A 253-nucleotide genomic window follows, 5' to 3' on the forward strand; every position below is an offset into this window, starting at 1 on the left:
TGCCGCACGAAGAGCGGGATGAGCGCGGCACGCACGACGAGCACGAGCCCGACGATCGACAGCACCCAGGTGAGACCGGCCGCGGGCGCCATGCCCAGCGACGTGAAGAGCGCATGCCAGCCGACCAGCACGAGCTCGACGGCCCATTTCAAGGGCCAGAGGACGATTCCAATGAGATCCGGCACGGATCAGTCCTTTCGGGAGGGCACGACGAAGCCGTGCGGAGTGAGTTCGTGGCGGAAGGCGCGGTGCG

The 253-nt window shown here is 67.6% G+C and carries 1 protein-coding gene; it reads right to left on the bottom strand.

Annotated elements, in window-relative coordinates:
• Window positions 1-185: hypothetical protein (locus tag ACZ3HG_RS24290; RefSeq protein WP_465335028.1), on the bottom strand; the 185-nt coding region annotated here is incomplete at its 3' end.
• Window positions 186-253: the final 68 nt, after the last annotated feature.

This window comes from Erwinia sp. PME.40.26/001 (assembly GCF_055556675.1).